Below are 22143 nucleotides of genomic sequence, written 5' to 3'. Positions count from 1 at the left end.
GAAAAAGTGAGCCAATTGAAATAAGCTGTTTTCATGAAAACTTTTTTGGAGATGAGTTGAGTGACACAATTTGAAACTGAACGTTTAGTCATACGACCAATGCAACCAACGGATCACGATGCCTTGCAAGCAATGATTTTAGACCCGCAAGTGGTGGCCTATTTACGCTACCGTACAATTCAAACACCTGAACAATTTACCGAAATTTTCAAAACACATTTTTTAGCTGATCAGACGACTGTTTTTGGGATTGAACGAAAAAGTGACCGGCAGTTAGTTGGATTTTATGAATTTCATTCTGAAGACAACGGTGGCGTGTTGACTTATGCACTCAGTCCTAGTGCGTGGGGACATGGCTATGTTGCCGAAGCCGGGCGGGCGTTGATGGCTTACGGGTTTGAAACCTTGGCTTACGACCAAATTGAAGCCCATTATGCGAGTGCTAATCCCCGCTCCGGTCGGGTGATGGCCAAAATGGGTATGCATGATTTTGGTGAAATGCACACGTTCACGTTAGATAATGGTGAGCTGATTCATGTGATGCGTTACGCGCTATCGAAAAAAGATTGGTTAGTGGCAAAAAGTGCTTGACTTGAAACGCGTTCCAGAAGGTATGCTTTAATCGTTGAGACCCCCTCAACGTTAAATGTAAAGCTGCATTTAACGTGAATGGCCCTAAATAGTGGAGTTGTCAGTCCTTCAGCCGGATTGAGAACTCTTTTTTTGTGGCGCTTTCTGAAAATAACCCCCGCTAGTCTCAGAAAATAGTGTAATCTAGTAGATAGCGATTATTTTAAAATTAGTTTTTAATTGAAGCCAGTCAGTGGTCATTTGGAGGAATTAGTTTGTCGAAAAAAGTTGTCATGATCGTGACAGTGGCGTTGCTACTGTCAAATGCGATGAATGGCTTAGATAGCACGATTATTAGTACCGCGTTACCAGCAATTATTAGTGATTTACATGGGATTCAACTGATGGGGTGGATCGTGGCTGTGTTCTTACTTGGCGGCGCGGTGACGACCCCATTGTGGAGCAAACTCGGTGAACGTATTGGGAACAAACGAGCCTATCAAATTTCAACGACGATTTTTGTCTTAGGGGCGTTGTTTGAAGGCTTAGCGCCAAATATTTATTTCTTGATTATTGCGCGCACCATTATGGGGATTGGGAGTGGTGGAATGACCGCCATTCCATATATCATCTATGCCGAAATTTATAAAGATCCGGTTAAACGAGGCAAGGTTTTTGGCTACGTGACGGCTAGTTTTAGCACCGCCGCAATTATTGGGCCATTAGTCGGTGGCTTTATTGTGGATAATTTTGGTTGGCACTGGGTCTTTTATATCAATGTGCCGATTGGTTTAGCTTCAATTGCCATTATTCAGTGGCTGTATCAGGCGCCCAAGGTTAAAGCGGCTGCGTCAAAAGTCGATTATCTCGGGGCCGCCTTATTGACGACTGGCCTAGTGAGTTTGTTGGTTGGCATTGAAATGATTGGCAAACTGCCACTGCTTGGCGTTGGGGCAATTATGGCCCTAGCTTTAGCGTTGCTGGCTGGCTTATTAGTGGCGGAATCGCGGGCCGCCGATCCGATTATTCCGAGTCGCTTATTTAAAAATCGTTATTTGGTGGCCTCGTTCGTGATGTTCTTTCTAATTTATGGCTTCTTTGTGGGCTTCAATGTCTACGTGCCGATGTGGGCACAGGGGCTACTTGGGACTACCGCGGTGATTGGCGGGGTGACTCAGATTCCCGGATCAATTACGAACTTTATGGGTGCTCAGTGGAGTTCAAACTTGGAACGTAAATGGTCGACGCGAACCGTGGTGATGATTGGGTTTGTCGGCATGTTGATTGCGGCGGGCTTGTTGGCACTTGCTGGTCGGCAGACGAATTACTGGTTATTGTTGTTAGCCGGTGCTTTTCAAGGCTGTGGGATTGGGATTTGCTTTACGGTGTTGCAAGTCAGTGTCCAGCAACAAGCTGCGCACCGCGACGTGCCCATTGCGACGTCATTTAGTTTGTTAGTGCGGATGCTCGGTCAAACGTTCATGTCATCCATTTATAGTGTCGTTTTGAACCATTCCTTAACGCAAGGAGTGGCACAATCTGACGGTAAAATTTCGATGAACATGATGAATCAACTGAGTGATGCGAACAGTGCTAAGGGACTGCCAAGCAAGTTGTTACCTGTGATGCGGGCTATTTTGCATAACGGCTTGCACCACATCATGGCATTGGCGTTTGTGCTGCTGGTGATCGGGGTCGCAGTGAACATCTTTGTGTTCAGACCGAAACAAGCTAAACGAGTTCATTTTGAGCGTCACACGAAGTTGGCGCATCATCCGAGTTAACCTCAGTGTAAATAGCGGTTGCTTCCGATTGGGACTGAGCACATGCGGTCGTGGGACTGGTCCAAGCCAGGCGCGTCTTGGCCCTCGCCCGGAATCCTTGCAAAAAGCGCAAGTATCCCGGTCCGTCCGTGGCGTAACGTCGGCAAAAAACAGCCGATGTAACGCCACCATCACGACCGATGTGATCAGTCCCAACCTCCAGCTGATTAAACTGGCGGAGCGCTCACTACGAATTTAGTTTAGGAGCAACCGGGTTTTATATCGTTCCGTTTACGTTTCTTTTTGTACTTGTAACCTTTAATTCATGGTCACTTTAGTTGTTACTAGGGTGGCTCTTTTTTATACTTAGCTTAACTTGAGAAATGGGGATGAGTTCATGGTGACGGTTAAAATCAGATCAGCAAAACCAGCTGAGCTAACCGAAATTTGGCAATCCGGGTTTAGCGATCCGCAAGCGGCTTGGACCCGATGGAATGGACCATATTTTCATGATGTTTTGCCGACTCAGCGTGATTTTGAGACGGTGATCGGGCCAAGCGATTGGCTCATCCAGCCGAAAAATTGGGTGATTACCGCGGATGACAAAATTGTTGGGAGCATTAACCAACATTTTGTGGACGGCGACTTGAAACGTTGGCTTGAGGTCGGTATTTTAATTTACAGTGATCATAATTGGGGTCAGCATATTGGGCAACAGGCACTCACATTGTGGTTGACCCACTTATTAATGGCCAACACGACGTTGCCACACATAGGGCTAACGACTTGGTCCGGAAATACACGCATGATGCATTTGGCTACTGCAATTGGCTTGAATTTAGAAGCACAGATTCCGTAAGTGCGGTTTTGGCAAGGTCAGTATTATGATTCAGTGAAATACGGTATTTTGAGGTCAGATTGGTTAAGCCGACACGCTAAATTCTAATCAAAAAAACATTTGTTCCCCTCCAAAAAGTACGTTATCATAGACCATGTAATCTAAAGAAGATGGGGCGGAATTGAAATGATGAAACGAATGCGATTGGCGCGTTTGATGGGGATTGTTGGGTTAGTCGCGTTACTGAGTGGTTGTAGTACGGTCAAACAGCTCACTTCGGACACGGCTTCAAGCTCGAGTACGACGACTAGTTCGGTGGCTAACACCAGTGGTGATGACAAAACGACCTACGCTAATTTGGCCAAACAAACTTACCAGTCGGGCAGTGCGGCTGCGATTAAAGTTAATAGTGGTAAAAGTACGTTACAAGCTAGTCTATGGAAAAACTCGAAAATTGACTACGGCAACTTGGATTCTTTGAATCGAACGACCACCGACACGGCTTATTTGAGTAAGGCTAATTTAGGCCGGTCAGCGGGCCGGGCTGCCCAAACTTGGAGTCCCACTGGTTGGCATAATCAACCAGTGACAGTCAACGGCAAGCGCGTTTTTCCACAAAATCGGGGGCATTTGATTGCCTATACGATTTCGTTTAATTTAACGAATACTGGTCAGTTTCAAAATGGGCAAGACGGCAGTTTAGATAATCCTAAAAATCTGGCAACGCAAACGGCTTATTCTAATCAACGCACGATGCAAATTTATGAAGATCAAGTCCGAACGGCTTTAGAACAAAATAAAAAGGTGATCTATCGGGTCACAACCGTTTTCCGTGGTAACGAACTGATGCCCCGTGGCTATTGGTCACAGGCCGTTTCAACGGATGGTAGCGTTAATTTCAATGTTTACATCTGGAACGTCGAACCCGGGGTCAGCTTTGACTACGCAACTGGTCGTGGTAAGGCCGATAGCAGCATGCAAGTTGCTGGCGCGGACAAGGTGACCAGCACAGCGAATACCCAAGCGAGTCGGTATTCGAGCAGTACGACAACGTCTAAACAAGTGGAACGAGAACTCATCAAATACGGCTATAAAACCGTCAAAAAGGCGCTAAATTAACAAATAAATCCCGACTAACTTTTAAGATGGTTAGCCGGGAGTTGTTTATGATTAGTCGTTTTGATGATCGTAAGCGATGGACCAAGGTGAGGAGTGTAAGCTCCAGTTAACGCCGAACTTGTCGGTGAACTGGCCCATTTTACCACCCCAGAATTGTTCCGCAAAAGGCATGGTAATCTTAACTTCATCGGAATCAACGAGGTGTTGATAAAATTCATCAGCTGCTTTAGCGCTGGCCTCGTCTTCACTGTTGATGTCAATCATCAAAGTAATCTGATCAGTCGGTTTAGCAGTATGGCGAAAATCGTCAGCACATTCAACCTTAACGCCTAGAACTGTAAATCCGGCATGCATTGTCAGATCATCTAAGTTGGCATCATCGGCAAGGCCGAACATTTTAGCTTGTTCAGGTTTAGGGCTGAGACGATAAACTTCGGTGGCACCGAAGACCCGTTGATAATAGTCGATGGCGGTTTTGGCATTATCAAAAGCTAAGTACGGATAAAATTGTGTTTGCATAAAAAATTCATCTCCAGAATAGACTTTAGTTGCAGTCAAATTGTCCCATTAACCGTTTCCATTGGCAAACGATTAGGCCTTTGGTCGTGAAAATTGGGACAATCTTTGAAAATTGTCGTATTCTGCGACAACCATGGCAATTTCGTGCTAGCAAAGTAATTAAAACCAGCTATACTAATGCCATAGCGTTGCTTAACCGCCGTTAATTGCAATTTTTTCTCTCAATAATAATTAGCAAGTAACGTTATGTTATAAATTAGACTCTGATCACTGGTTATTCCTTCCCAGAATCCTGTGATTTTCCATATAAATAACTTGGCTCCCAACCTTGTTATTGCGATTCAATCAGTCTGATTGGAATTAAGACCCTTGTAGCGTCTGACAATTTGTCAGGCGTTTTTTAGCGAACTGGCAGAGAACCTTAAAAAAGGGGGTTAAAATAGCACGTTATGGGCAGTCAACCATGAGTTGATAGGCAAATTTGAGTCATAAGGATAGACTGTGGTTAAAGGAATGGGGTAGATCAAATGCTAATTCAAACGAGTCTTAAAATACAACGGCTAAACCATCATTATACGCAAGCCCAAGTTGCGCAACAGTTGTTTGTGTCGACACAAGCGGTTTCAAAATGTGAACTAGGGCAAACGATGACTTCAATTGATAACTTGTTGGCATTATCTGATCTATATAACTTGTCATTAGACGAATTGATACAAGGTAGTCCATTTTTTAAGAAGCCCTATTTAGTTGGTCATCAATATAACTATCTCAAAGGGATCATTGCGCTGCTAGTCTGGGGATTCATTACAGCGTTTTTTACAGGATTTGGCACGCAACCAATTTGGCTAACAATAGCGGTGTTTCTTTTAGGCGTAATCATTGTCTTACCGGTCGTCTTTCAGGATTACTGGTTGATTGGGCAACGACAACTGGAAGTTAAAAGTTATCAACATCGTGACTTGGAAAAGTTAAAACAGTTGTTAATGAATCGGCCAACGACGACCATCATTGACTATCAGGACATCATCACGGCGACGGTTATTTACAAGCGACGTCAACGTTTTTCACCATTTGACTTCAATCCAGATCTGTTTATTTTACAAGTGAAGACTGCCACACAAACTATTGAATTACCGTTAACGGCACAATTACGTCAGTTTTTCCCGCAATTCATTAATTTCTTGGCTCGTCAAAAGATTACTGTCATCAATGCAGATGAAATTGTGGACTTAATTGTCAATCAAAAATCAATTTATAATCATTTTAATCGACAATCATCAAATCGGTAAGTCACAAAAAAGTCTGCCGGGCTATTTTAAGTTAGCCTGACAGACTTTTTGAGTGGTTGTTACCACAATAAAATTGTGACAAGTAATAATAAGGCTAAATCAGTCGCCGCGTAGCACCAATTCAGTCGTTGTTTCCAAACACGATAACAATCAAACAAGCCAATCATACCGATGATTGCGAGTAAGGTGATGCCGGAAAGTTGTAAGACGGTCGCATTCGCGGTTAACGCGGAAGGCAGTAATAAAAGTTGAACAAGCAGCCAACAACCGGTGACTAGGCCTAAACGTAAAATAATTGCATCTTGATTTAAAGGTTTCATATCAATACGCCCCCTCGTTTGTGTTAGGCCAATTGTAAGCGCTATCCAAATGGCACAGAAGGCCAGTTAGATTAATCTGTTTTAAAATCAGACAGTTTAAACTAAGTGTTGCAAAAAAAGTCCAATCGCTGTAATATTGATATATTCTAATATTTGAATATAAGAATATAAGGAGGAGCGCAATGAATCCAAACGAAGCAGCTTTGCAAGAATTCCGTGATACGATTCCGATTTTCGAAGTCTTAGCGGATGAACGTCGGCAACAGATTATGATCGAACTGACTCAGCATGCTAAAGGATTAACGGTCGGGGAATTGACCGATATCATGCAGATTTCACAGCCAGCGGTATCCCATCAACTGAAAACGTTGAAGGATCACCATTTTGTCAGTGTGGAACATCAAGGCACACGTAATTATTATCGTGTGACGTTTGATGGCCCATTAACCAAGGTTGAACATTTAATTCACACGTTACGGGAAGACTTAAAGTTAAAGCCATATTTACATTAGGGGACTAAAGTCGTTGCCTCGGGAGCAACGTTGTTTTCGGTCTATTATATTCCTATATTCGAATGAACGAATACCATAAAAAGGGGTGGTGGCAATTTCAATTCGGACGGAGCTGGATCTACAGCGTGCGATGTACGAGTTATTGGAACAACAGTCAATCTCACAGATTACGGTTGAACAAATTTGCCAACGAGCATTGATTCATCGCAGTAGTTTTTATCGTTATTACACTGATAAGTTTGATTTGTTAGCGCAAATGGTGATGAAGGCCTTAGAAGAGTTATTGGCTGCCGAACAAGCGGATGCCGCGGGCTCAGTGGTGATGTCACGGTACATTGGCACGCACACACAGGTTTTAAGACATCTGTTGGTGACCAATACTGAAGGTGATAATGCGCGTTCGCAACAGGTAATCAATGACTGTTTCTTGACGATTGCGCACGCTGGTGCCATGGATCGGGTGTTTGTCATGATTCGAAATGCGCGCCAACCAGATTTGACGGCGTATCTCGTCAGTGGGGCCATCACCAGCATCGTACAGTGGTTAAGCAGTGATCGCCGTGACGGTGGTGATCCAAAGATCCAAGCAGCAATTGAGACAACGTTAGCATCGTTGTTCTCACTTGAACAACATATTTAATTTTTTGAAGGAAGGTTTCAGGTTGTGAAAATGATTCGTGGGGAATGGCGCTCGATTTTCCATAGCAAGATTCTATGGATTTCAGTGGCGGTCATGATTTTAATTCCATTTTTGTATAGTGTATTCTTCCTGACTTCGGTCTGGGATCCATACGGGGATACAAAAAATTTACCGGTGGCGGTAGTTAATGAAGATAAACCGGTAACTTATCAGGGTAAACGGTTAGCAGTCGGGGAAGAGATGGTCAAGAACATCAAGAAAAATGATCAGCTCGGTTGGCATTTTGTTTCGGCGGACGAAGCCCAGGCCGGTTTAGCTAATCATAAGTACTATACGGTTGTGACGATTCCAGCTAATTTCTCAAAACACGCAACGACGGTGACGAGCAAACATCCACAAAAGATGAAGCTACATTACTCAACGAACGCGTCGCTGAATTATATTGCTAAAGTGATTAGTGATGCTGGTGCGACCCAGCTGAACCAAAACGTGCGGGCCTCAGTGACCAAAGCTTATGCCTTAGCAATGTTTAAACAAGTGAAAACGGCTGGTAAAGGGTTTAGTAAAGCTGCCGATGGTGCTAAACAGTTGAAAAATGGTGGGGTTGTCTTACAAGATGGCTTGACCACTTATACGACTGGTGTCCATACATTGAAAGATGGTACAACTGAACTGAACACCAAGGTTCAACAATTGCCAGCGGGGATTGCCAAGTTAGCAAACGGTGGTAGTGCCTTGAAAACTGGTTTAGATAGCTTGAACGGCAGTACTGGTGAATTAGCCAGTGGTGTTTCAAAACTAGTAGATGGTTCTGGTCAAGTTACGAGTGGTTTAAATACGATGAATAACAGTACCGGCGCTTTAGCTAGTGGTGTGACTGAATTGAATAACGGTGCTAAGTCCATGAACGTCGGGATTGTTCAATACACTGACGGGGTTTATGAATTACGCAGTGGGTTATCTCAGATGGTTGATTCTAAAGGTGAACTTCGTCAAAAAGTGACCTTATTGGAATCTGGCACGAAACAAGTTTCCGATGGTGTTGGCGCCTATACTGGCGTTGTTAGTCAAGTTAATGAGGGAGCAAACGGTATTAATGGTGGATTAAGTCAATTGAAGACTAGCACCGAAGATTTACCAACTCAGGCAAAACAAATGGCTACTGGTGCGTCAACAATATCTGGAATCATTGATCAGTTGGCTCCGACTAGTATTTTAGTAAATACCGGTGTGACTGGCATGACACAAAAACTGCCAGAAGCGCAATCACAAATCAGTCAATTGCAAACTAGTATGGACCAATTGATTGAATTGCTAAATGCTGAAAAAGCTGCTGGTAATGGTGCAAATACAGAAGTAGCAAAAGTTATGACTGACTTACAAGCACAGATTAAATCGTTACCAACTACCAGCGCAACGACAACGAATGGTGATACTGTCAATCAAAAGATTGATGCAGTTGCTGCCAAGGATGGTTTAACCCAATCACAGGTTGATGATTTAAAGTCAAGTCTTAATGACAATTCAAATCAGAATAATTCTCAGGATAATACCGCCGCAATTACTGCAATTCAATCTGATATGACTAAATTAAGTCAGATTATGGATGCACAGGCAACAGCTAGTTCTAAAGCGCCTGACTCGGTTGCTATTGCAACGGAAATCAATGAAGGTGTCAAAGGTTTAGTAACACAGGTTGATAATCTGAAACCACAACTTACTGAATTAAACACTGCAACTAGTGGGATGGAACAAGGCTTAACTGGCATTCAACAAGGGGCAAAAGATTTAAGCAGTGGACTAGATGTTTTAAATACCAAAGTACCAGGAATGGTTACTGGGATTAATACAATGTCTGATGTATCTGACCAAGTTGTCACTGGTACTAACGGCCTAGTTGGCAAATCTAAAAAGCTTAACGAAGGCGCAAGTGGTGTAGATTCTGGCGTAAACGCATTGGATAAAGTCTTAAGTGGTGCTATCCAAACGCTTTACGGCGGGACGCAGCAACTTACTGATAAAACACCAGAATTAAAGAGTGGTGCTAGCCAATTAGCTGCCGGTACAGCTCAATTGAATCAACAAGTGCCGACACTAGTTTCTGGTGTTTCGCAATTGTTCAATGGGTCTAAGCAAGTTACTGGTGGTCTCCAAACCTTAAATGGCAAAGTACCTGCCTTAGTAACAGGTGTACAGCAACTTGATACTGGTGCTGGTCAATTAAACACTGGTCTTCAAACCTTACAAGGTAGTACTGGTCAATTGACAAGTGGTGTGCAACAACTTGCAGATGGTGCCAGTCAATTAGATGCCAACTCAGCCAAGTTGTTGAGTGGTAACAAGAAGATTAAAGATGGCAATGCAACTTTGGCTAAGTCTTTGAAGAGTGGTGCAGACACAGTTAATGCCACGCCATTAAAGAATTCGAATGCGCAAATGTTCGCAACGCCTTCTAAATTGACACATTCTAACTATAGTTATGTGCCAAACTATGGTCATGCGTTAGCACCATATGTCTTGTCATTAGCCTTATACGTTGGCGCAATTGTCTTCAACTTCGCTTATCCAATTCGGCGGATGTCTGATGATGATGGCACGCCAACCCAATGGTTCTTGAGCAAGGTTGCGGTGGGTGCACCGGTGGCCGTCTTGATGGCACTTATCGAATGTGTTGCCTTACTCATCGTTGGTTTGAAGCCGATCAGCATGGCTGGTTACTTCACCACGGCGATTATGATTGCACTGGCGTCGATGTTCATCGTCATGTTCTTGTCGATGTTATTTGATAATCCGGGTCGATTTGTGGCAATGGTCTTACTGATGCTCCAATTAGGTGGCTCCGGTGGGACCTTCCCAATGGAAATCACGAACCATTTCTTCAACGTGATTCATCCATTCTTACCTTTGACGTACTCGATTTTGGCATTCCGGCAATCCTTAACGGGTGGCTGGGGCAACGGAACGTTCGTCTCATCAATCGTTATCTTGGCAATCTTTGCCATCGTATCGTTGATTCTCTTATGGGCATCAATGGTTTTCTTAAAGCAACACAACATGCAAGAACTAGCCGAAGAACCAATTAAAATGAAGGCTGGCAAATAAGCTTTAACCAAGAACGTCTTAGCAAAATTTTGCTAGGGCGTTTTTAGTTTGGGGCTAGCGAACAGCAAAAAGTCGTTTGTTCGTTGAGTGTGTTATGATTATTTGATATCACAGTGAATTTTAATTTTCTTATTTTGGAGGTGCAATTTTGAGTATATTTTTAAAGCTAGGCTGGTATTTCCGCCGCGAATGGAAACTGTATTTAGCGGGGGTTATCGGTCTTATTTTGACGGCCGTTATCGGGATTGTGCCGCCAAGAATTATTGGGGATGTCGTGGATGGCATCAACCAACACAGTTTGACGGCCCGTTCCTTGACGATTTATTTAGCCATTATTGCGGCCGCGGCGGTTGGTCAATATTTGACCCGGTATTTATGGCGGAATGCCATTTGGGGCGGCGCGGCTGGTCTTGAACGAACGTTGCGGGAACGCTTATTTTGGCATTTCATGAAAATGGACGCGACCTTTTATCAAAAATACCGCACCGGGGACTTGATGGCCCATGCCACCAATGATTTGACCGCGGTTGAACGGGTTGCCGGTGGGGGGATTTTACAATTTGCCGACTCAATCATCACTGGTGGGACAACGTTAATTGCGATGATGATGTTAATTGATTGGCGCCTGACGTTGATTGCGGTCGTACCTTTCCCACTGTTAGCGGTTGTTTCATGGTATTTAGGCCAAAAAATTCACGTCGCCTTTCGTTCGTCACAAGCGGCCTTTTCACGATTAAATAATAAGGCACAAGAAAGTATTAGTGGCATCAAGGTTATCAAGGCGCTTGGTCAAGAAAAAGCCGATGTCGCTGATTTTAACAACCAGATTGATCAAACGATTAAAATTAATCGCCACGTGAACTTATTAGATTCTCTATTTGATCCAGCCATTACGTTGATTATTGCGCTGTCGTATGCCGCAACGATTATCTTAGGCGGGATGTATGTGGTGAATCATGTCATCACGATCGGTAATCTGGTTTCGTTCATCACATACCTAGGCATGATGGTGTGGCCGATGTTTGCGGTCGGAATGCTATTTAACACGATGGAACGTGGGAATGCCTCCTACGACCGGGTTATGGAATTATTAACACAAGAAAGTGCGATTATTGATCGGAAAAACGGGCTCGAACAACGGCCGACCGGTGGTATGCATTATGCCGTTGATAAATTTAATTATCCGAATGATGCGGGCACTAGTTTAAGCCAAGTAACCTTTGACTTGAAAGCCGGTCAGACGCTAGGTATTGTGGGCCGAGTTGGTTCCGGGAAGTCGACAATTATGCGCTTGATTTTGCGAGAGTTTGATAATTATGACGGTCAGATTGATTATGGCGGCCATGATATTAAACATTACGCGCTCGACAGCTATTTACCGGCGATTGGTTATGTGCCGCAGGATAGTTTTCTATTTTCTAATACGATTCGGGAGAATATCCGCTTTGCTGATCCTAAAGTTTCTCAAGCAACGGTAGAAGATGTGGCCGCTAAGAGTGATTTGAGTGGTCAGATTGCCGGTATGACGGCAGGTTATGATACTCAAGTCGGCGAACAAGGCATCTCGCTTTCTGGTGGCCAGCGCCAACGTTTGGCGATTGCCCGGGCATTGTTAATCAATCCTGAACTATTGATTTTAGATGATGCCTTATCCGCCGTGGATGCGGAAACTGAAGCTGAGATTCTTGCCAACTTGAAAGCCGAACGGGCGGACAAAACGACGATTATTGCGGCCCACCGGTTGAGTTCCGTTATGAATGCGGATGAAATTATCGTCATGGATGACGGTCGCATCGTTGAACGCGGGACACATTCCCAATTAATGCAGCAACATGGTTGGTATCAAGAAATTTTTGAGCGCCAACAATTAGAAACTAAAGTGGAAGGGGCGGTGCAATAATGGCACAACGTCAATCTGTTTGGGCACGCAGTATGCCGGTCAAAGAACAACTGACGGTCATTCGGCGATTATTGCCCTACGCCAAACCATTCAAATGGTTCTTCATCACAACAATTATTTTGTCCGGCTTGATTAGTTTAGTGAATATTTATTTGCCAAAAGTCTTACAACTATTTATTGATCGCTACTTGCGAACTGGTCATGCGACGATCGCGATTATGTGGTACTTTGCTGGACTTTACTTTTTTGGGATGATCGTGCGGGCGACGATGCAATTTTTCCAAAACTATACGAGTACCATGGGTGCCGAATACATGTTGGAAAATGTGCGGCGCCAACTATTTCAGAAGTTACATCGCATGGGCATGCGTTACTTTGACCAAGTGCCAGGTGGCTCGATTCTATCGCGGCTGACCAATGACACGATGTCATTTTCAAATTTTTGGGCCTTATTTAATACGCTGTTTACCGCCTTTTTTGCAGTGATCTCGTCGTTTTTAGCGATGTATTTTACCGACCATGAAATTGCCTTATGGTTACTAGTCTTTATGCCATTTCTAGCTGTTTCGGTTTGGTATTATCAACGTTATAGTTCGCGGGTGTATCGGCGGATGCGGGAACGGTTGAGTGAATTGAACACTAAGTTGAGTGAAGCCATTACCGGGATCAGTGTCATTCAACAATTTCGACAGGAACGGCGCATTAACGATGAATTTGATCAGACGAATGATGCCTATTTTAAAACACGACAGGCCATGATTCGGACTAATTCGTTATTATTGAGTCCAATTATTAACTTGTTTTACGCGTTAGGAACTGTCATGATTCTTGGATTCTTTGGTGTTCGGGGGTTAAATGGCTACGTGGCAGCTGGGGTCGTTTACGCCTTCATTACTTACCTAGATAACTTTTACAATCCGATGACGCAAATGATGGATAACTTGTCTGATTTTCAAGATGGGGTTGTGGCTGGTTCGCGGGTGTTACGCGTGATGGACGATCAAACGATTGCGCCAGCGCAGCATGCTGATCCGACTGCTAAGATTACGCGCGGCAAGATTGAATTCAAGCACGTGACCTTTGCTTACGACGGGGTGCATCCAGTTTTAAATGACGTCTCATTTGTCGCTGAACCGGGCCAAACGGTTGCCTTAGTTGGTCAAACTGGGAGTGGTAAAACGTCTACAATCAACGTTTTAATGCGCTTCTATGAGTTCCAATCCGGTGAAGTCTTAATTGATGATCGCGATATTCGGGACTATCCAGCTAAGGAACTGCGGCAAAAGCTCGGCTTAGTGTTACAGGAACCTTTCATGTTTTATGGCGATATCAAATCAAATATTCGTATGTTTGATGACACGATTTCTGATGAACAAGTTGAAGCGGCCGCTAAGTTTGTCACCGCCGACGAATTCATCGACGAGTTGCCACAAAACTATGAATCGCGGGTGATTGAACGGGGCGCCAGTTATTCTTCCGGTCAACGGCAATTGATTTCCTTTGCGCGGACGATTGTCACCGATCCTAAGATTCTGATTTTGGATGAAGCGACCGCGAATGTGGATACAGAAACCGAAGAAATGATCCAGACCGGTTTAAGTCGGATTCAACAAAATCGGACCACGATTGCGATTGCCCATCGGTTATCCACGATTCAAAACGCGGATCTCATCTTAGTGTTACATCAAGGACAAATTGTTGAGCGTGGAACGAACGATGAGTTATTGGCACAACAAGGCTACTATTACGACATGATTCAATTACAAAATTCGGCGCACGCCAAGTAAATTATGTTAAGCTGGATGTAAATGAACGCGAGGTGGCGCTAATGTTACGAAAGTCAGGCGTTTTAACGGCTGGTCTGATGTGTTTACTCAGTGGGTTAAATTTGGTGATTGTGCTCTTACGTGTGTGGGAGCCACCTTATCCGAAAAAGTTGAAAGTTAAAATTAAATTGAAGTAAGCATTGCAAAGACCAAATAGATGATACTTCTGGATACAGTAAGCATGTGGAATCAACTATTAGGTTTTTCAGATTTATGAGGCATTACTAGACAATCGAGTCAGATTGTTTGGTAATGCTTTTTGAATTTATCTCAAAAATAATTTTTAAGGATCATTGTTAATTGTTGACATTCTTTTTAGAATCAAATCAACTGTTTTCAAGCCATTTATCTTTATAACCCACTAGACTAGCAATGTCCGGAGGCGACAACGTTGACTTCTTTTTGTCACTAATGTGCCGGTACTACTGCATTTGTTAATGATTATCGTCTTTCAACCTTTGATTATTAGCAGGACGCGTTATTTAAGTAATTTATAAAAAAGGCTGTGCCTTTCTTTCGATTGTATACACCGTGAATACGGTGTATACTGCAATTACAAATAATAAGGAGGCCGATAGTATGGAAGTAAAAGCAAGACGTCAAGGAAATTCTACTATTTTCACCATTCCTAAAAGCATTAGTGTTCCAACTGATACAAAGTATAATGTGTATCAAGATGCTGACGGTAACATTGTTTATGAACCAATAAAAAAAGATAGTTATGATATATGGGCGGATTCAAATCTAGAAAATATTAACTTTGATGAGTTACGAAAACAAGAACTTTCTGATTTAGGTTACAATCCACGTGAGGTTGCCCCGGTTGGAAAGGAGAAAACTGATGCTTAATGTCCATCAAGGCGATCTAATTATGATTGATGCTGAACCTCATGCTGGCCATGAAATGGGTGGTCATAACCCAGAGAATAATAATATTCGGCGCCCTTTTCTTGTTATGAGTCGTGCTGGTTACAGTGACAAGTCGGGCTTAGTAGTTGGTCTGGCAATTACTCACATTCATCGGGATTCACCGTTTAGATTTTCAATAATCGATTTTGAAAGTAAAATTGATGGTGATGCATTACTGTTGCAGTTGCTTTCGTATGATCTTTTAGCTAGGCATGGTAAGATTATTGGTCACATACATTCTGAAAGACAATTTAAATCGATTTTAAAACAAGTTCAGAATATATTTGTAGATGAAACAATCGAATCAGACTAAAAATGATAGTTCAACGCTATTTTTACGTATTAAAAGCTTCTGTTACAGCCTAGAGCCAGTGTGTTCAGGTTAATGAGCTGATACGCGTTTAGATCTGCCAAGTTTATTGATCACTCTCTTCGAGCATTTTCAACGTTTCGGCATATTTATTCTTTGCGCGTTGCGCTGCTGCCAAAAACTTTGGATCAGTGGTTGTCAATGGATTAGGTTCTACCTTCGTGATCGGTAGTTTATCATCAGTTAGCATTTCAATTTTTACCTTACTTTCCTTGGTAAGCTTAAGTTGTGCTGCCATTTTACTTGGAATCGCTACAACTAACGAACCACCCGTAGCAACAACGTTACGTTCTTCAATATTCTGGATGTCTTTTTTCATGTTAGATTACCTCAACTTTTAAAGTATCTTAGCATGATAGCCCTAAAAATATCGAATAGTTGTATTTGTTAGATCTTATATGTTTAAAAAATCTTACTTTCAATCAATATCAGAATACTCGACACCAAAACATTAAAGGGGTTGAAGTAAGCTCGTACAGCGACTGTGTCAAACTGGTCGCTGTTTTTTATTGCCAAACTGGTGAAAAAATATAAAAATAAACGCGCTAGTTTTCATGCTATGAGACGCGTACAATGAAGCCATGACAAATTAGTTGGTTGCGTCACTCATGTACAAACTAGCTAAAGATTGGTAATTAAGGATGATGATAATGACTAGTGAAAATTTTCAAAGGTATTACCCGTTTGTAAACATGGTGGTCACCTGGTGAAAGTACAGGGCGGACACAACTTCAATTACTACTTAGTGAGTATGGCTATCACTTTCTTCGGGTTTTATGGGTTCATGTACTTAGTTTCCGTTCAGTTGATTGAAGCGACGGGTAGTCCTAACTTGTTAGGCAAAGTTTTGGCACTGACGATGTTACCCGCGATTGTGTTAAATTTAGTTGCCGGGGTTTTGATCGAACGAACCTCACCAAAACTGGTTATGTTCGTGACTGATTTATTGACTGGCGGCCTATTTGTGGGTGCTGCCGCCATGATGACCAGCCCCACGTGGCAGGTCGCAACGTTAGCAGTGGTCTCCGTCGTGAATAAGGCAATCGGTGTCTTTTATAAACTTGGTAATAAAAGCATTGTGCCGCAATTATTTGCCCCGAATCAGATTATGACTGTCAATGGCGTTCAGACACAAGTGCGGCAGGTCGCGATTATTAGTGCGTCGATGATCATTGCCGGCTTGTTGATTTTTGTCTCGGCCCAGGTCTTAATTTTTGTGATGGGCGTGGCATTTTTACTGTCTGCTTGGCTAGATTATCAGTTCCAATTACGATCCCAAGTAGACCAGCAAGTAGCTGTACGGCCCAAGCTAGCGCCAGCTTGGCGGCTATTTTGGCAACGACCGGACTTAGTTAAGCTGACCTGTTTAGCCATTATCGGTTGCCTCGTTGATGCCGTCGTGGCTGTCTTTATTCCTTGGCTAGTCTTAACGACTTGGCATGCCAAAGCTGCGCTGAGTATTTATTTAGGGTTTGAAGCAGCTGGGATTATCATGGCGCCGCTGATTAAACGGTGGTTCCCAAAATTAACCATGCCCCAATTGAGTTATGCGTTACCATTGTGTCTCGGGCTGTTAGTGCCATTGCCACTCTTACTTGGTCTCGGCATGTGGTTGCTTGGGGTGCTACGTGGCTTGTTTAATTTGAAGTTTTATACCACCTTACAGATGTCCGTCCCGGGTCCTTTTGTGAGTCGGCTGTTAGCGATCACCTTAGTTTTTACGGATGGGACAGCGGCACTCGGCGCTTATTTAGCCCCGCAATTGAGTCATTGGTGGGGATCTTGGGGGTTGGTCGTTTTAGGCGGCGGGCTGATTTTTGTGACCGGAATCGTGTCAGTGGTGTTTCGACAACATGCGATTAGTGAACTTGAACAAGAACCAGAATAAATTTTTGCGACTTTTTTTGATTATTACTTGCCTTAGACTTACTCGAAGCTATTAGAATGATCCTCGTAGCTTAATTAGTCTTGTTATTTGGAAAAGGAAGTTTTAATTAAATGAAAACTATTAATCAACAATTACTCACTGGTGAACGCGCTTTATTTAAAGCACGTGATCTTCATATTGAAAATAGCACCTTTGCAGACGGTGAATCGCCATTAAAGGAAAGTCGCAATATTGAGTTGGAACAATCAATTTTTAAATGGAAATATCCACTTTGGTATAGCCGTCATATTCGGGTTAACAACTCAATTTTCGAAGAAATGTCACGGTCTGGGATTTGGTATACCGATGATATTACGATTACGAATAGTACCTTACAAGCGCCTAAATTATTCCGGCGCGCAAGTCGGGTTAAGCTAGACCACGTGCATATGCCACATGCCGAGGAAACCTTGTGGAACAGCCGCGATATCGAGATTCATGACGTACAGGCTGCGGGAGACTATTTTGGCATGAATAGTGAAAATATCAAAATTCATGATTTTGATTTAGTCGGCAACTATGCGTTTGATGGCGCTAAAAATATTGAAATTCACAATGCCACGTTAATGACGAAAGATGCTTTGTGGAATTGCGAGAATGTTACGGTCTATGACTCCAAAATTATCGGTGAATATTTAGGCTGGAATTCGAAGAATGTGCGTTTTGTGAACTGTACAATCGAAAGTGATCAAGGACTTTGTTACATGGATGGGCTGACGCTCGAAAATTGTACCTTATTGAATACGGATTTAGCTTTTGAATATTGCAAAAATATTGACGCCGACATCGTTTCAAGTATTGATAGTGTGAAGAATCCCATTAGTGGCAAGATTCATGCCCAAGCCATTCAACAAATTATTATGGATGATCCTGAAATTGATGCCAATCAGACCGTGATTTCAGTGGACAGCGAAAGCAGTGTGCGCCATGCCGTATGATTTTGAAACGGTCGTTGATCGCCGACACACCAATTCGGCCAAGTGGAACGTTAAACCTGGGGAACTGCCTATGTGGATTGCCGATATGGATTTTCAGACTGCCCCTGAAATTACCGCTGCACTAAAAAAACGCGCTGCCTTTGGGATTTTTGGGTATGAAGAGATTCCAACTGACTACTATCAAGCAGTCGCTGATTGGTGGGCAACGGCACACCATTTTCGGCCCCAACTTGATTGGTTGCTATTTTGTACCGGTGTCGTGCCAGCAATCTCGTCAATTGTGCGTAAAATGACGTCAGCTGGGGACAATGTGTTGGTTCAAGCACCGGTTTATAATATTTTCTATCATTCAATTGAGAATAACGGGAGACACACGTTGTCCAGTGATTTAGTTGAACGTGATGGTCAGTATGCGATTGATTTTGACGACTTAGCACAGAAAATGGCTGAACCACTGACAACCATGATGATTTTATGTAATCCTCAAAATCCAATCGGGATTGTCTGGTCACGTGACGACTTACAGCGAATTGGTGAACTTGCCTTGAAGCATCACGTGCTAGTGTTAGCCGATGAGATTCATTGTGACTTAACCTTAAATGGGCATGACTATACGCCATTTTCATCGTTGAGCAAGCCAGTGGCGGCCAACAGTATCAGTTGTATTTCACCAAGCAAAACATTTAATGTGGCAGCGTTACATGCGGCGACACTGATTATGCCTGATGAAGCAATTCGTGAACGTGTCAGTCGCGCCATCAATAACGACGAATTAGCTGAACCCAATTCATTTGCGATTCCAGGCAGCCTCGCTGCTTATCAGGAGGGACAGGCTTGGGTCGCTGAGTTACGGGAAAAGATTGCGGCTAATCAGCGCCAATTACAAGCTTTTATTCGAGCTAACTTACCACAGGTCAAAGTCATTGAGGCTCAGGCCACTTACCTGATTTGGTTGGACATTAGCGCTGTAGCCGCGGATGCTGACGAACTCGCGACGTTTATTCGGGCTGAGACCGGCTTGTTCTTATCGGCCGGCGATGTCTATCGTGGCAATGGCAAACATTTTCTAAGAATCAATGTTGCTTGTCCAACGGCCGAATTGACGGATGGCTTGCAGCGGCTGAAAGCGGGCATTGACGCTTATGCAACCAGTTCAGAAAAGTTCTAATCATTGTTTATTAGTAATTAATGTTTCCGGCCGCTACTGATAACATGCGGTCGTGGGACCGGTCCAAGCCAAGGACATCTTGGACCTCGCCCGAAACCCTTGCCAAAATCGCAAGTGTCCCGGACCGTCCGTGGCGTAAAATCGGCCAAAATCGCCGATTCAACGCCACCATCACGACCGATGCTATCAGTAGCAGCCTCCAGCTAATTAACTAGGCATAGTCCCATATCTTAGCACGATTCTAATTTTTGATTATCTGGTGGTGCTTACAAGCCTTTTTAAATGCGAAAGATTAGTCTTAAAAGCTCGCAGATGCGGGCTTTTTTTCGTCTCATTGAAGGATTAAAACGGTGATAATGTGCAAGCTCTTGCTTATAATTTCCATTCATCGGTGTTTTCTATTAAACTTAACTTAAATTGTTGAAGCCTCACAGTGCTTGCGATAGTTGTGGCGTTTCAGTTAAAGCACTAAAGGTTGAAGAATAAAATTTGTGAGTAAGTCCCACTGTTTCAATAAACGGCCTATACAGATTTCAGTCCTAACGGTTAGTTATTAAGCTTAGCGGAGTCAGGCTGAATCGTTGTGCTGTGTCGGTAAGATTGGACGGCGTTTTGGGCCGCCTAATCTTACAGGGCGATTCAAAGACGTGGGTTATCGGCTTTGAATCGAAGTTCCAGACCGTCCTTTGGCTGGGACTGTCCCACCATAGCACAACGATTCTGACTGACGGAGCGCTCACTACAAGTTTAATTTAGGAGTGACCATTGCTGACATGGATTTGTTCACGTCCCTTTTTTACTTGTAACCTTTAGTAAAATCATTGAAAGTAGGGATGACGATGGAAATTGGTATTATTGGTGCCGGCACGGTCGGTACAGTTTTAGCCCAAACATTTGCACGCGGTGAAAATCAGATTAAACTTAGTCGGCACAGTGGTGCGGCGAGTTTAGCGCCTCGGCGTGCTGAATTTGCGACCAACGTCACGTTTGTGGAAGTTGCAGAAGCGTTGCAACAGCCGATGGTTATTATTGCGGTACCATTTGAACAAGCCCCCGCGGTTTTGCGACAAGTCGCAGATTATCAGCAGCGGCTGGTGGTTGATGTGACGAACCAGTTTACGGCAGATTTTAAGAAGATTAAAACGGCGCCATTAACGGGTAGTGAAGTAATCGCTGCCGCGGCTACGAACGCCCGCGTCATTAAAGCATTCAATACGTTACCGCCAGAATTTATGACTGGTCAGGTTAACGGTGACGGTCGCCGAGTGTTGTTTTATGCCGGTGATGATGTGGCGGCGAAAAAAGAATTTGCGGTATTAGTCCGGCCATTGAATTTTCGCCCGGTCAACTTAGGTAAGTTACGACATGGTGGCAGTGTCATGCAAGTCGGTGGTGGTTTAGGCAACACACACTTTGTTCAAATCGAAGAATAGGAAGGCCATAATTTGAAAGCATGGGTCGTTAAAGATCAAACACAATTAGGGTTGGCACAGTTACAATTATTGGATGTTGCAATTCCCGAACCACAAGCGGATGAGTTGCAAGTAAAAGTTCAGGCAGTCGGCTTGAATCCAGTTGATTACAAAATTATTGATAGTGGGGTGTCGGCTTGGCAATATCCGCATATAATTGGGATCGACGTTGCCGGCGAAGTTAGTGCGGTGGGGCCGAATGTCACTGGCTTCAAGCGCGGCGACCGCGTCTTTTACCATAGCGATCTTCGTCGCAATGGGGCGCTGGCGGCTTACAACGTGACCTTGGCAGCTAGCGTCGCGAAATTACCCGACGCGTTAAGCGATGTTCAGGGTGCCGCAATTTTGTGCGCCAATTTGACCGCCTATCAAGCGTTAATGCGTAAAGTGAACTTGACTAATGCACAAACCATTTTGATTCATGCCGGGGGTGGGGCCGTTGGTCTGGCGGCGTTACAACTGGCGAAGCAGCTTGGACTTCGGACGATTACGACGGTATCTGCGCGGAAACGATTATTAGTTGAAAAAGTTGGCGCCGACACGATCATTGATTATCACCAAGAAGATGTGACGGCAGCGGTACTGAAAGCCACTGAGGGTCGTGGTGTGGATGTGAGTTTGAACACGATTGGTGGTGCTGAATTGGCCGCGGATACGGATAGAATGGCCTACAATGGTCAAATCGTCGCAATTGGTGATGGGATGCCACCGCAGTTTGACTTTGATGACCGCGCGTTAGCACTGATTCGATCAGGCCTCGGCGGCGTTTATCGCTCAAATGATCCGGTGCAGATTCATGACTTAGCGGTGATGGCAGAGGCCGTGGAAAAACTAGTGATCGCGGATAAATTGGACCCGTTTATTGGGGAAGTTCAGCCATTTGACCAAGTTCCGACAGCGCTACAAACAATCAAGAACGGTCGTAATGTGGGGAAACTGGTGATTCAAGTAACCGCTTAAA

Annotated in this window: 20 protein-coding genes and 1 pseudogene; 18 read left to right on the top strand and 3 right to left on the bottom strand. The window is 43.7% G+C overall.

The window, feature by feature from the left end:
* The first annotated feature begins 60 nt into the window (after positions 1-60).
* From FFM74_RS03975 to FFM74_RS03960, 4 genes and pseudogenes are all read left to right on the top strand, one after another.
* Positions 61-591 (top strand): GNAT family N-acetyltransferase, encoded by a 531-nt coding sequence (locus tag FFM74_RS03975; RefSeq protein WP_137625334.1) that lies wholly within the window; start codon positions 61-63, stop codon positions 589-591.
* Between the two features lie 254 nt (positions 592-845).
* Positions 846-2354 (top strand): MFS transporter, encoded by a 1509-nt coding sequence (locus FFM74_RS03970; RefSeq protein ID WP_137625333.1) that lies wholly within the window; start codon positions 846-848, stop codon positions 2352-2354.
* 376 nt (positions 2355-2730) lie between these two features.
* Positions 2731-3279: pseudogene (locus FFM74_RS03965) on the top strand (GNAT family N-acetyltransferase).
* Positions 3280-3360: 81 nt separating this feature from the next.
* The gene (locus FFM74_RS03960; RefSeq protein WP_414672072.1) at positions 3361-4290 is read left to right on the top strand and encodes a DNA/RNA non-specific endonuclease; all 930 of its coding nucleotides are present in this window, start codon (positions 3361-3363) and stop codon (positions 4288-4290) included.
* Between the two features lie 51 nt (positions 4291-4341).
* On the opposite strand, the gene FFM74_RS03955 is transcribed toward FFM74_RS03960, so the two are convergent.
* On the bottom strand, positions 4342-4809 hold the full coding sequence (locus tag FFM74_RS03955; RefSeq protein ID WP_137625331.1) for a VOC family protein: 468 nt from the start codon (positions 4807-4809) through the stop codon (positions 4342-4344).
* A gap of 527 nt (positions 4810-5336) precedes the next feature.
* Here FFM74_RS03955 and FFM74_RS03950 point away from each other — a divergent pair.
* Positions 5337-6098: a helix-turn-helix domain-containing protein gene (locus tag FFM74_RS03950; protein WP_137625330.1), complete on the top strand. Its 762-nt coding sequence runs from the start codon at positions 5337-5339 to the stop codon at positions 6096-6098.
* Positions 6099-6157: 59 nt separating this feature from the next.
* On the opposite strand, the gene FFM74_RS03945 is transcribed toward FFM74_RS03950, so the two are convergent.
* Positions 6158-6418: a hypothetical protein gene (locus FFM74_RS03945; RefSeq protein ID WP_137625329.1), complete on the bottom strand. Its 261-nt coding sequence runs from the start codon at positions 6416-6418 to the stop codon at positions 6158-6160.
* A 182-nt stretch (positions 6419-6600) separates the two neighbouring features.
* Between FFM74_RS03945 and FFM74_RS03940 the strand changes: the two genes are divergently transcribed.
* The 8 genes from FFM74_RS03940 to FFM74_RS03910 all read left to right on the top strand — a co-directional run bounded on the left by FFM74_RS03940 (position 6601) and on the right by FFM74_RS03910 (position 15620).
* On the top strand, positions 6601-6930 hold the full coding sequence (locus FFM74_RS03940) for an ArsR/SmtB family transcription factor (RefSeq protein ID WP_137625328.1): 330 nt from the start codon (positions 6601-6603) through the stop codon (positions 6928-6930).
* 88 nt (positions 6931-7018) lie between these two features.
* A complete protein-coding gene (locus FFM74_RS03935) occupies positions 7019-7570 on the top strand; it encodes a TetR/AcrR family transcriptional regulator (RefSeq protein ID WP_171000647.1) in 552 nt (183 codons plus the stop codon).
* Between the two features lie 24 nt (positions 7571-7594).
* Positions 7595-10672, top strand: a complete 3078-nt coding sequence (locus FFM74_RS03930; protein ID WP_414672070.1) for a YhgE/Pip family protein — start codon at positions 7595-7597, stop codon at positions 10670-10672.
* Between the two features lie 148 nt (positions 10673-10820).
* Entirely contained in the window at positions 10821-12572 is a 1752-nt protein-coding gene (locus FFM74_RS03925) for an ABC transporter ATP-binding protein (protein WP_137625327.1), read from the top strand.
* The gene (locus FFM74_RS03920; RefSeq protein ID WP_137625326.1) at positions 12572-14359 is read left to right on the top strand and encodes an ABC transporter ATP-binding protein; all 1788 of its coding nucleotides are present in this window, start codon (positions 12572-12574) and stop codon (positions 14357-14359) included. Before FFM74_RS03925 ends, FFM74_RS03920 begins: the two co-directional genes overlap by 1 nt.
* Positions 14360-14400: 41 nt before the next feature.
* Complete coding sequence (locus tag FFM74_RS13830; protein WP_263405148.1) at positions 14401-14535, top strand: hypothetical protein; 135 nt, start codon at positions 14401-14403, stop codon at positions 14533-14535.
* 442 nt (positions 14536-14977) lie between these two features.
* On the top strand, positions 14978-15247 hold the full coding sequence (mazE, locus tag FFM74_RS03915; RefSeq protein ID WP_137625325.1) for a type II toxin-antitoxin system PemI/MazE family antitoxin: 270 nt from the start codon (positions 14978-14980) through the stop codon (positions 15245-15247).
* The gene (locus FFM74_RS03910) at positions 15240-15620 is read left to right on the top strand and encodes a type II toxin-antitoxin system PemK/MazF family toxin (RefSeq protein ID WP_223877152.1); all 381 of its coding nucleotides are present in this window, start codon (positions 15240-15242) and stop codon (positions 15618-15620) included. The genes mazE and FFM74_RS03910 overlap by 8 nt, the downstream gene beginning before the upstream one ends.
* Positions 15621-15723: 103 nt before the next feature.
* On the opposite strand, the gene FFM74_RS03905 is transcribed toward FFM74_RS03910, so the two are convergent.
* Positions 15724-15996, bottom strand: coding sequence for a hypothetical protein (locus FFM74_RS03905; protein WP_137625324.1), 273 nt, complete (start codon positions 15994-15996; stop codon positions 15724-15726).
* A gap of 387 nt (positions 15997-16383) precedes the next feature.
* Between FFM74_RS03905 and FFM74_RS03900 the strand changes: the two genes are divergently transcribed.
* The 5 genes from FFM74_RS03900 to FFM74_RS03880 all read left to right on the top strand — a co-directional run bounded on the left by FFM74_RS03900 (position 16384) and on the right by FFM74_RS03880 (position 22142).
* Entirely contained in the window at positions 16384-17565 is a 1182-nt protein-coding gene (locus tag FFM74_RS03900) for an MFS transporter (RefSeq protein ID WP_137625323.1), read from the top strand.
* Positions 17566-17675: 110 nt separating this feature from the next.
* On the top strand, positions 17676-18542 hold the full coding sequence (locus tag FFM74_RS03895) for a DUF3737 family protein (protein WP_137625322.1): 867 nt from the start codon (positions 17676-17678) through the stop codon (positions 18540-18542).
* Positions 18532-19710, top strand: a complete 1179-nt coding sequence (locus FFM74_RS03890; protein WP_137625321.1) for a MalY/PatB family protein — start codon at positions 18532-18534, stop codon at positions 19708-19710. Before FFM74_RS03895 ends, FFM74_RS03890 begins: the two co-directional genes overlap by 11 nt.
* A gap of 839 nt (positions 19711-20549) precedes the next feature.
* Entirely contained in the window at positions 20550-21143 is a 594-nt protein-coding gene (locus FFM74_RS03885; RefSeq protein WP_137625420.1) for an NADPH-dependent F420 reductase, read from the top strand.
* A gap of 12 nt (positions 21144-21155) precedes the next feature.
* On the top strand, positions 21156-22142 hold the full coding sequence (locus FFM74_RS03880; RefSeq protein ID WP_137625320.1) for a zinc-binding dehydrogenase: 987 nt from the start codon (positions 21156-21158) through the stop codon (positions 22140-22142).
* Position 22143: the final 1 nt, after the last annotated feature.

Source organism: Lactiplantibacillus pingfangensis, from assembly GCF_005404945.1.
GTDB lineage: Bacteria > Bacillota > Bacilli > Lactobacillales > Lactobacillaceae > Lactiplantibacillus > Lactiplantibacillus pingfangensis.
This window is presented reverse-complemented; position numbering and strand designations above follow the sequence as displayed.

Coding starts and splice junctions, on each gene's coding strand:
- FFM74_RS03955 (WP_137625331.1), bottom strand. CDS start 4,809: ATGCAAACACAATTTTATCCGTACTTAGCTTTTGATAATGCCAAAACC.
- FFM74_RS03950 (WP_137625330.1), top strand. CDS start 5,337: ATGCTAATTCAAACGAGTCTTAAAATACAACGGCTAAACCATCATTAT.
- mazE (WP_137625325.1), top strand. CDS start 14,978: ATGGAAGTAAAAGCAAGACGTCAAGGAAATTCTACTATTTTCACCATT.
- FFM74_RS03905 (WP_137625324.1), bottom strand. CDS start 15,996: ATGAAAAAAGACATCCAGAATATTGAAGAACGTAACGTTGTTGCTACG.
- FFM74_RS03890 (WP_137625321.1), top strand. CDS start 18,532: ATGCCGTATGATTTTGAAACGGTCGTTGATCGCCGACACACCAATTCG.
- FFM74_RS03895 (WP_137625322.1), top strand. CDS start 17,676: ATGAAAACTATTAATCAACAATTACTCACTGGTGAACGCGCTTTATTT.
- FFM74_RS13830 (WP_263405148.1), top strand. CDS start 14,401: ATGTTACGAAAGTCAGGCGTTTTAACGGCTGGTCTGATGTGTTTACTC.
- FFM74_RS03960 (WP_414672072.1), top strand. CDS start 3,361: ATGAAACGAATGCGATTGGCGCGTTTGATGGGGATTGTTGGGTTAGTC.
- FFM74_RS03910 (WP_223877152.1), top strand. CDS start 15,240: ATGCTTAATGTCCATCAAGGCGATCTAATTATGATTGATGCTGAACCT.
- FFM74_RS03940 (WP_137625328.1), top strand. CDS start 6,601: ATGAATCCAAACGAAGCAGCTTTGCAAGAATTCCGTGATACGATTCCG.
- FFM74_RS03920 (WP_137625326.1), top strand. CDS start 12,572: ATGGCACAACGTCAATCTGTTTGGGCACGCAGTATGCCGGTCAAAGAA.
- FFM74_RS03885 (WP_137625420.1), top strand. CDS start 20,550: ATGGAAATTGGTATTATTGGTGCCGGCACGGTCGGTACAGTTTTAGCC.
- FFM74_RS03945 (WP_137625329.1), bottom strand. CDS start 6,418: ATGAAACCTTTAAATCAAGATGCAATTATTTTACGTTTAGGCCTAGTC.